This window comes from Pseudomonas sp. GM84 (assembly GCF_000282535.1).
Classification (GTDB): domain Bacteria; phylum Pseudomonadota; class Gammaproteobacteria; order Pseudomonadales; family Pseudomonadaceae; genus Aquipseudomonas.
On record NZ_AKJC01000320.1, the window covers coordinates 1 to 10373 of the forward strand.

Sequence of the window (10373 nt, forward strand, 5' to 3'; positions counted from 1 at the left end):
CTGCCGCGTTAGCCGCTTCGGCAGGTGCCTGGCCGGCTGCCTTGAGCAGCGCCTGGTACTGCTCCCAGGGAACGACGGCGTACTCGGGCTGACCGTCCCGGCTAATAACCTGAATACCCATTACAAACCCCCTCACTTTGGATTACAGCATGTAATCCGTAGGCATAACCCTTATGCCAATTATATTACCAAGTGTGGGAGTGTGTGGGGATCGGCGCGCTTTCAGTGACGTTTGCGCTCCAGGCGCAGCGCTTCGGGGGTGTCTGGCAGGCGCTCGACCACGCGCAGACGCTCTGGCGACTGGCTGTCGCGCCAGGCCTTGAAGCGCGCCAGCTCATCGGACACGGTCTTCAGTACCCAGCCGAGCACGGCGATGTCATCGAGAAAACCCACGCCCAGCAACCAGTCAGGAATGGCATCGATGGGGCTGACGAAATACAGCAGGCCAGCGACGATGGTCACCAGCGCCTTGGGGCTGATCGACCGGTACTCACCGCGCCACCAGGCCAGGCACAACGCCTGCAACAACTTGACGTCCTCACGCAGTTGACCGAGGCGCGGCCCCTTGCGGGCCACCGCGAACAGCAAGGCCGGCAGCCGGCCACGACTGAGCAGGCGCTCGGCCAAGGGCAGGAAGCGGGCGAAATTCCAGGGTGCGCTCATAGGGCCTCCAGCGGGGAAAAGGTTATCCACATTTATTGTGGATAACCTTGTGAACAGGGCGAAGTTTCTGACGGCAGGCGCCCACAAGGCAAGGGTCCCGGTCAGATCGGGCGTTTTTTACACAGTCGTTACAGTTACGCAAACGATTTGCGTCGCAGGCGTCCCCTTTCTTCACACCGTCCATGTTCGGACAGTAGCGCTGTCCTGAGGTTCGCTCGGAGCCGGCGGCACAAACGAAAACGCCCCGTCGAAACGGGGCGTTATCACCTACCTGTGTTGCTTCTTAGTTGGCAGGGGTTTCGGCTTCAGGCGCCTCGCCTTGCAGCTGGCTCGGGTCCTTGATGGCGATCAGTTCCAGGTCGAACACCAGGACCGAGTTCGCCGGGATCAGCGGGCTCGGGCTCTGTGCGCCGTAGGCCAGTTCAGCCGGGATGAACAGCTTGTACTTCTCGCCGACGTGCATCAGTTGCAGGCCTTCGACCCAACCCGGGATCACGCCGCTGACAGGCAGGTCGATCGGGCTGCCGCGCTCGACCGAGCTGTCGAACACCTTGCCGTCGATGAGCTTGCCTTCGTAGTGGACAGTGACCACATCGGTCGGCTTGGGCTGTGGGCCGTCAGCCTTCTTGACCACTTCGTACTGCAAGCCCGAGGCGGTAGTGACCACGCCTGCCTTCTTGGCGTTTTCTTCGAGGAATTTCTTGCCGGCGCTGGCCGCTTCTTCGCTGGCCTTGGCCAGGCGCTCCTCGGCGCGCTTCTGCAGCGAGGTGAAGGCCTCTACCAGCTCTTCGTCCTTGATGCGTTGTTCTTTCTTGCCAACGGCGTCTTCGATGCCGAGGGCGACGGCTTTGGAATCAAGGTCTTCCATGCCTTCCTGAGCCAGGCTCTTGCCCATGTTCAGGCCGATACCGTAGGAGGCTTTCTGTGCCGGAGTCTTCAGCTCGGGGCTGCTGGCTTGTTGATCACAGCCAGCCAGTACCAGGCCTACCAGGGCAACCGCAGCCGCCAAACGATGCTGTTTCATGCTATTTCCTTGTTCATGCGCCATGTGGGCAATCAGGGTAAAGCCGCGAGCTTATCAGGCGGCCATTACCAATGGCTACCGGCATAAGAGCGGGTTCTGGTAAGGAAGTTCAGTGCTTGAAGGCTTATTCATCAACGGAACACAGCCATTGGCCAGTATTGACCCTTGATTGCGGTTTCGCTCGAAATTTATGGCGATTAATGTCTTAAAGTTCTGAGCCCGGACAACTGATCAGGGATAGACATCGTTGCGATACTGCTCCGCGACCTCGCGCAGCACCTCGCATACCCACTGCCCTGGCAGGCTTTGCGGCAAGGCGGCATTGCGGCAGATACCCACCGAACCGCCCGGTTCGCGTACCCCCAGGTCAAGCTCGGCCAACTCGCCACGGCGCAAATCGAGCAACACGGCATCGCGCGGTGCTACCCACACACCATCACTGCCCAGCAGGTAGCGCCGGCTCAACGCCAGCGACAAGGTCTCCAGGCGTTGCGCCGGCATCTGGATGCCGCACTGCACGAACAGGCTGTCGGCGTGCTGGCGAATGGTGGTGCCCGACGGTGGCAGCACCAGGGGATAGCGGCTCACCTGCGCCCGCTCCACCGGCACCTTCGCCAGCAGGGGGTGCCCGGGGCGGACCACCAGGGCCATCGACTCGCTGTACAGGTGCTCGAACGACAAGCCCTGGATCTGCGGGCTGTCGGTCATGCGCCCGACCACCAGCTCCAGCTCTCCCAGGTGCAGCTGCCCGAGCAACTGCGCACTGACACCGGTGACCACGCTGATCACCAGCGCTTCATGGCGTTGGTGCAGGCGGCACAGCACTTCCGGCATGAGCAGGCCCTCGACCGTGGACAACACGCCAATGCGTACCTGCGACGGCGCCCGCGCTTCGCCACGCAAGCTGCTCACGCCATCGCGCAGGGCCTGCACGCTGGGCCCGGCATAGCGCATGAAGCGGCTACCGGCGGATGTCAGCACCACACCCTGGCGACTGCGTTCGAACAAGCGCGCCTCGAGCAGGTCTTCAAGCTCTTTGAGGGTCTTGGAGATGGCCGGCTGGCTGATGGACAGGATGTCGGCCGCCCTGGCCAGGCTGCCCTGCCGGGCAATCTCCAGGAAACACAGCAGGTGGCGGTACTTGATGCGGGTGTCGAGGTTCATGCCGGCAAGCTTAACCCATTGATGTGGTCTGTACCGGCCTCATCGCCGGCAAGCCGGCTCCCACAGGGACTCCACTGTTCTCAAGGCAGGTGTGGGAGCCGGCTTGCCGGCGATGGAGCCTGCACAGTTGCATCAGGCCACCGCCAGCTCCACAGCCTCGCCGTTCATCCGCACCGGCCACACCCGCAGCTGCTGCCCGGCATCTTCCAGGCACTTCCCGCTCTGCAGACTGAAGTGCTGCTTGTACAGCGGCGCCGCCACCACCAGCTCACCCTGCAGGCTGCCGACCAGCCCACGGCCGATGATGTTGGCCCCTGAGCGCGGATCGCGGTTGTCCACCGCATACAGGCTCTGCTCAAGCCCCGGCAGGTAGAACAGTGCCACCTGGGCACCCCCGAGCCACACCACCACCCCCGAGTCGGCCACCAGGTCATTTGCCTGGCACACCGCTTGCCAGTTCTCGTGGGTTTTCACAGCAGCATTGGACAGGTTCATCACACAGCCTCCTCGACGGTGGGGATCAGGTGCAGGGGTACGGCAGGCCGGCGCTGTTCGCGCTCACGGACAAAATGCACATCCGGGTCGGCGCGCCGGTCGTTGACGAAGGTACGGAAGCGCTTGAGCTTCTCGGGGTCGTTGAGGGCATTGGCCCACTCGCATTCATACTGGTCGACCACATGCTGCATCTGCGTTTCCAGCTCGGCCGCCAGGCCCAGGCTGTCGTCGAGGATCACATCCTTGAGGTAATCCAGGCCGCCCTCCAGGCTTTCGCGCCACACCGAGGTGCGCTGCAACTTGTCGGCGGTGCGGATGTAGAACATCAGCACGCGGTCGATCAGGCGCACCAGGGTTTCATCGTCAAGGTCAGTGGCGAACAGCTCGGCGTGGCGCGGGCGCATGCCGCCGTTGCCGCAGATGTACAGGTTCCAGCCCTTGTCGGTGGCGATCACGCCAATGTCCTTGCTTTGCGCCTCGGCGCACTCGCGGGTACAGCCGGAAACCGCGAACTTGAGCTTGTGCGGGCTGCGCAGGCCCTTGTAGCGGTCCTCCAGGCGCAGGGCCATGCCGACGCTGTCCTGCACGCCGTAGCGGCACCAGGTGCTGCCCACGCACGACTTCACCGTGCGGGTCGACTTGCCATAGGCGTGGCCGGTCTCGAAGCCGGCTTCGATCAGCTCGCTCCAGATCAGCGGCAGCTCGTGCAGCTGGGCGCCGAACAGGTCGATGCGCTGGCCACCGGTGATCTTGGTGTACAGGTCGTACTTCTTGGCCACCTGACCGATCACGATCAGCTTGTCGGGGGTGATTTCGCCACCGGGGATGCGCGGCACCACCGAGTAGGTGCCGTTCTTCTGCATGTTGGCCATGAAGGTGTCGTTGGTGTCCTGCAGCGGCACCAGCGCCGGGTCCATGATCGGCTGGTTCCAGCACGACGCGAGGATCGAGCCCACCGCCGGCTTGCAGATGTCGCAGCCGACATGGCCCTTGCCGTGGCGTTCGAGCAGGTCGTTGAAGGTGCGAATGCCCTCGACCCGCACCAGACCGTAAAGCTCCTGGCGAGTGTAGGCGAAGTGCTCGCAGAGGCTTTTGTCCACGGTCACGCCACGGGCCGTCAGTTCATGCTCGAAGACCTGCTTGAGCAACGCCGCGCAACCGCCGCAACCGGTGGCCGCCTTGGTGCAGCCCTTGACTGCGGCCAGGTCGCCACAGCCCCCATCGATGGCCGCGCACACAGCCCCTTTGCTGACGTTGTGGCACGAGCAGATGGTCGCGCTGTCCGGCAGCGCATCGGCGCCCAGGGTCGGCGCACCGCCGCTTTGCGGCAGGATCAGGGCGGCCGGGTCGGCTGGCAGGGTGATGCCGTTCTGGGCGTACTGCAGCAGCGTGTCGTAGTAGCTGTTGTCGCCGACCAGCACGGCGCCCAGCACGTGCTTGCCGCTGGCATCCACCACCAGACGGCGATAGGCGGCATTGGCTTCGTCGATGAAGCGGTAGCTGCGCGAGCCGGGCGTGGCACCGTGGGCGTCGCCAATGGAGCCGACATCCACGCCCAACAGTTTGAGCTTGGTCGACATGTCGGCCCCGGTGAATGGCTCGGCCGCCTCGCCTGACAGCAGCGCCGCCAGGTTGCGCGCCATGCTGTAACCGGGGGCCACCAGGCCGAACACACTGCCATTCCACGAGGCACACTCGCCGATGGCGAAGATGCGAGGGTCGCTGGTGCGGCAATGGTTGTCGATCACCACGCCACCGCGTGCGGCGATTTCCAGGCCGCAGGCCCGGCCCAGGGCGTCCTGCGGACGGATGCCGGCAGAGAACACGATCAGGTCGGTTTCCAGGTGCTCGCCGCCGTCGAAGTTCATGCGGTAGCGATAGTCTTCGCCGGCGCTGATCGACTGGGTGGCCCGCGACAGGTGCACGCCTACGCCGAGGGCTTCGATCTGTGCCTTGAGCGCCGCGCCACCCTCGCCGTCCAGTTGCACCGGCATCAGCCGTGGGGCGAACTCCACCACATGTGCTTCCAGGCCAAGCGACTTGAGGGCATTGGCCGCCTCCAGGCCCAACAGACCACCACCGACCACCACGCCACGGCGAGCCTCGCTGGCGGCGGCGCGAATCCCATCGAGGTCGTCGAGGGTGCGGTAGACCAGGCGGGCATTGCCGCTGGAGCCTTCGATCGGTGGCACGAACGGGTACGAACCGGTGGCCAGGATCAAGTGGTCGTAGTCGTAACGGCCCTGGGGGGTGACCACCTGGCAACGCTCGCGGTCGATTTCCAGCACCGCTTCAGCCAGGTGCAGGTGCACGCCACTGGCCCCGTAGAAGCCCTGCTCGCACAGGGCCAGGGTTTCGGCACAGCTGCCGCCGAAGTACTCCGACAGGTGCACGCGGTCATAGGCGCGCTGGCGTTCTTCGCCGAATACCCGCACCTCGAAGCGCGCCAGCGCGCCGCGTTCGACCAGTTGCTCGACGCAATGGTGGCCGACCATGCCGTTGCCGACGATGATCAGTCGCTCTCGTTGCCCGCTGCTCGCTGTTGCCTTCATATGCCGATCCTCGATCAAAAAAAAAGCGCCTGGAGCCGAAGCTCCAGGCGCCTTTGCCTGTATTCATCACGGTGTGCCCGGGTTGATCGCCGTTGACCAAGGGGGCTGGTTGCAGGGGGGATGTAGCAGGGACTGTGCCAGTTGTGTTGTCGGTACCGGCCCTATCGCCGGCAAGCCGGCTCCCACAGGGGATCGCGCAGTACTCGAGGGCAGTGCTGTAACTGTAGGAGCTGGCTTGCCAGCGATGGGGCCCGCACAGGCAACGCACATTCCAGGTGCAGGACTCCCCATCCTGGGGCACTTCAGTACACGTCACGCCGATAACGCTTGGCCTGGCTCAGCGTATCCATGTAGGCATCCGCATCCACGCCCCCGTGCTCGACAATGATCTCGCGCAGCGCCTCCTCCACATCCTTGGCCATGCGCTGGGCATCGCCACACACATAGAAGCAGGCCCCCGCCTCCAACCACTGCCATACCTCTGCGCCCTGCTCGCGCAGGCGCTGCTGCACGTAGATCTTCTCGGCCTGGTCACGGGAAAATGCCGTGTCCAGCCGCAAATGCCCCGACGCCTGCCAGGTCTGCAACTGCTCCCGATAATAGAAATCAGTGGCCGCGTACTGCTCGCCGAAGAACAGCCAGTTGCCCCCTGTCGCCCCCCGCGCCTCACGCTCTTCGAGGAAGGCCCGAAACGGCGCAATGCCGGTGCCGGGCCCCACCATGATCACCGGCACGCTGTCGTCTTCGGGCAGGCGAAAATGCTTCGACACCTGCGGGAAGATCTCTACCTCAAGCGCCCGGTCGGCAAGAAAGCTCGAACACACCCCTTTGCGCTCGCCATAGCGCACGGTGGAAACGGTCAGGTGCACTTGCTGCGGGTGAGCCAGCGGGCTGGAACTGATCGAATACAGACGCGGCTGCAAGGGCTTGAGCAGGGCAAGCCAGTCGGCCAGCGGCAGCTGCTGAGGGAACGCTCGCAATACATCGACCAGTTGCCGGCCCCACAACCACGCCTGCAACTGTGCCTTGCACTCCGGTAGCAGCAGCCGCTGCAGATCGGCGGCCTGCGCGCTGAAGGCCTGCAATTGCTGCGGGGTCACCTTGGCGATTTCCAGGTGCGCTTGCAGGGCGATGGCCAGCGGCATTGCAGGCTCGCCTTTGAGCTCGACAAGGGTCTGGCCATCGAGCTGCATCAGTGTCAGCAGCTCTTCGACCAACGCCGGGCAGTTGCGCGGCCATACGCCAAGGGCGTCACCGGCGGCATAGCTGAACCCGCTGCCGGACAAGTCGAAGATCAGTTGACGGGTCTCCTTGCTGGCGCCTGGCCCATTAAGCACGCGGTTTTCCAGCAGACGGGCGGTGAAGGGACGTTGCCTGCTGTAACTGACGGCAGGCTCGGCGGCAGGGGCCGAGGCGGCGGCCGCGCCCAGCGCGGGCAGCAAGGCATCGAGCCAGGCGGCGAAGGCCGCATCATAGTCCGGCTCGCAATCGACACGCGGCAACAGACGCCGCCCTCCCAACTCGGCCAGGCGCTGGTCGAGCTTGCGGCCGAAGCCGCAGAACTGGTCGTAGCTGGAGTCTCCCAGGGCCAGCACGGCATAGGGCAACGCCCCGCAAACGACGCCCGCCTCGCCCTGCAGCGCCTGCCAGAACGCTGCTGCGCTGTCCGGCGCGTCGCCATCGCCGAAGGTGCTGGCAATCACCACGATGCTCGCTGCACCTTGCAACTGCTGAGGGCTGACCGCCTCCAGGCAACGGAGCTGAACCTCCAGACCCGCGCCACGCAAACGCTCGGCGCAGCGCTCGGCCAGCGCCTCGCCATTGCCGGTCTGCGAAGCCCACAGCACCTGGTGACGCGGCGCCTCGGCGAGCAGGGCCGGTGCCCCGCCCGGTTGCGCGAACAACCCTGCCAGCAGCCCGTCGACGAACAAACGTCGGGCAGCGGCCAACGGCGCACTGGCCGGCAAGCGAGGCACGCCTTCGGCGCGCGCCTGCTCGAGGCCGAGCAGAAAACCCTGCAGGTAGTGGCGTTCATCTTCGGCCAGCACCGGGGCTGGCAAGGCATCCAGGCCAAGCAGGCGGGACAGGGTCGCGGTCGGCATGCGGGCAGGCTCCGAAGCGTGTGTGGGGGCGCCCAGCTCAAGGGCGTCGATGCGTTCGCCGGCGACCCGCTCCAGGGCCACGGCGCAGTGTTTGAAAGCCGGCTGCAGCGACAGCGGGTCGACTGCATCACAGGTCACGGCATTGATCGCCAGCTGCTCGCCGATCACATCGTTCCAGTGGAACGGGGCAAAGCAATTGCCGGGCATGACCCGGTCACTGACCCGCGCCGGCAGCACCGCCTGGCCCCGGCGCGAGCGGATGGCCACCTGGTCCTTGTCGTGGATGCCCAGGCGTTCGGCATCCTCGGGATGCAATTCGACAAAGGGGCCGGGCTCCAGCTTGTTCAGCGCCGGCACCTTGCCGGTCTTGGTCAGGGTGTGCCATTGGTGTTGCACGCGGCCGGTGTTGAGCACCAGCGGGTAGTCGGCGTGGGGCAGTTCGGGGGCGGGCAGCCAGGGTCGGGCGAAGAAGCGCGCCTTGCCGCTGGGCGTCGGGAACGTCAGCGTCGACGGGGCACCCTCGGCGCGGTAGCGCACCGGGCTGCGGGCGTTGCTGCGGCCCGGTTCGCTTGGCCACTGGTGAGGCTTGTGGCGCAACTGGGCGTAGCTGATGCCGCGCAAGTCATAGCCGGTCTGCGGATTGTTGAAACGGCGGATCTCGTCGAACACGGCCTCGGCGTCGGGGTAATCGAAGGCATCGGCAAAGCCCATGGCACGCGCCACCCTGGCGATGATCTGCCAGTCGGGCAGGCTTTGCCCCGGCGCCTCGACGGCGCGCGGCATCAGCGTCAGGTTGCGCTCGCTGTTGATCATCACGCCCTCGCCTTCGGCCCACAGCGCGGCGGGCAGGAGGATATCGGCGAAGCGATTGGTCTCGGTGTCGAGGAAGGCGTCCTGGCTGATCACCAGCTCAGCCTGGCGCAGGCCGTCGATCACCTGCTGGCGGTTGGCGACACTGGCCACCGGGTTGCTGCAGATGATCCAGCAGGCTTTCACCTCCCCGGCCTTCATCTGCTCGAACAATGCCACCGTGCCTTCGCCGCCTTCAGCCCGCAGGCTGCCGGGAGGCAGGCTCCACTGCGCCTCGACGAAGCTACGGTCTGCCGCCACCAGGGCCGAGCGCTGGCCCGGCAGGCCCGGCCCCATGTAGCCCATTTCGCGGCCGCCCATGGCATTGGGCTGACCTGTGAGCGAGAACGGGCCGCTGCCGGGGCGGCAAATGGCCCCGGTGGCCAGGTGCAGGTTGCACAGCGCATTGCTGTGCCAGGTGCCGTGGACGCTCTGGTTCAGGCCCATGGTCCAGCAACTCATCCACTCGCCGGCCGTACCGAGCCACTCGGCGGCCTGGCGAATTTCGGCTTCGCTCAGCCCGGTGATGGCGGCCACGCGTTCAGGGGGGTAATCGTCGAGAAAGGCCGGCAGTTCATCCCAGCCTTCGGTGTGGTTGGCGATGAACTCGGGGTGGGTGTGGCCATTGCGGTGCAAGAGGTGCAGCAGGCCGTTGAGTAACGCCAGGTCGCTGCCAGGGCGCACTTGCAGGAACAGGTCGGCCTTGTCGGCGGTGGCGGTACGTCGCGGGTCGACGACGATCAGTTTCGCCCCGGCCTTTACCCGGTCGAGCAGGCGCAGGAACAGGATCGGATGGCAGTCGGCCATGTTCGCGCCGATCACCAGGAAGACCTCGGCGCGGTCGAAATCCTGATAGCTGCCCGGCGGGCCGTCGGCACCGAGCGACAGCTTGTAGCCCGTGCCGGCGCTGGCCATGCACAGGCGCGAGTTGGACTCGATGTGGCGAGTGCGGATGAAGCCCTTGGCCAGCTTGTTGGCCAGGTACTGCGCCTCCAGCGACATTTGCCCGGAAACGTACAGCGCCACGGCGTCCGCGCCGTGCTGGTCGATGATGCCGCACAGGCGCTCGGCGGTTTGGGCGATGGCCTGGTCGAGGCTGCTGCGCGCCGGCTCATGGTCACGCTGCTGGCGGACGAAGGCGGTTTCCATGCGGCCGACGGCAGTCAACGGCACGTGGGCGGTAAGGCCCTTGGTACATAAGCGACCCAAGTTGCTCGGGTGCTGCTTGTCGCCGCTGATCTTGCTGACCTTGCCGTCGGCCACGCTCATGACGATGCCGCAACCGACGCCGCAATAGGGGCAGACGCTGCGTACTTCGGTGCTGGCCATGGGCGGTCTCTCCTTCAGGAACGCAAAAAGGCGCCGGCTGACCTGGCTTGCAGATGGCAAGCAGGGCAACACGGCGCCTTTGTCGTGAGGTGTGCGGGCTATCGACGTTGAAGGCCCGGGATGGGGGTGTGTCAGCAATTAGTGGGCCAGCTGTTCCGGCCCTATCGCCGGCAAGCCGGCTCCCACAGGTGCACC

The 10373-nt window shown here is 65.3% G+C and carries 6 protein-coding genes and 1 pseudogene; all 7 read right to left on the reverse strand.

Annotated features, from left to right (window positions below):
• Positions 1–121 (reverse strand): annotated as a pseudogene (locus PMI38_RS26825) (transcriptional regulator); the annotation flags it as partial.
• Positions 122–222: 101 nt separating this feature from the next.
• Complete coding sequence (locus PMI38_RS22865) at positions 223–663, reverse strand: YkvA family protein (RefSeq protein ID WP_008099402.1); 441 nt, start codon at positions 661–663, stop codon at positions 223–225.
• 283 nt (positions 664–946) lie between these two features.
• Positions 947–1687, reverse strand: coding sequence for an FKBP-type peptidyl-prolyl cis-trans isomerase (locus tag PMI38_RS22870; RefSeq protein WP_008099404.1), 741 nt, complete (start codon positions 1685–1687; stop codon positions 947–949).
• Positions 1688–1918: 231 nt separating this feature from the next.
• Positions 1919–2851 (reverse strand): pca operon transcription factor PcaQ, encoded by a 933-nt coding sequence (gene pcaQ / locus PMI38_RS22875; protein WP_008099406.1) that lies wholly within the window; start codon positions 2849–2851, stop codon positions 1919–1921.
• Between the two features lie 132 nt (positions 2852–2983).
• Positions 2984–3346, reverse strand: coding sequence for a nitrite reductase small subunit NirD (gene nirD / locus PMI38_RS22880; RefSeq protein ID WP_008099408.1), 363 nt, complete (start codon positions 3344–3346; stop codon positions 2984–2986).
• Positions 3346–5898, reverse strand: coding sequence for a nitrite reductase large subunit NirB (gene nirB / locus PMI38_RS22885; RefSeq protein WP_008099410.1), 2553 nt, complete (start codon positions 5896–5898; stop codon positions 3346–3348). Before nirB ends, nirD begins: the two co-directional genes overlap by 1 nt.
• 302 nt (positions 5899–6200) lie before the next feature.
• Complete coding sequence (locus PMI38_RS22890; RefSeq protein WP_008099417.1) at positions 6201–10178, reverse strand: bifunctional nitrate reductase/sulfite reductase flavoprotein subunit alpha; 3978 nt, start codon at positions 10176–10178, stop codon at positions 6201–6203.
• Positions 10179–10373: the final 195 nt, after the last annotated feature.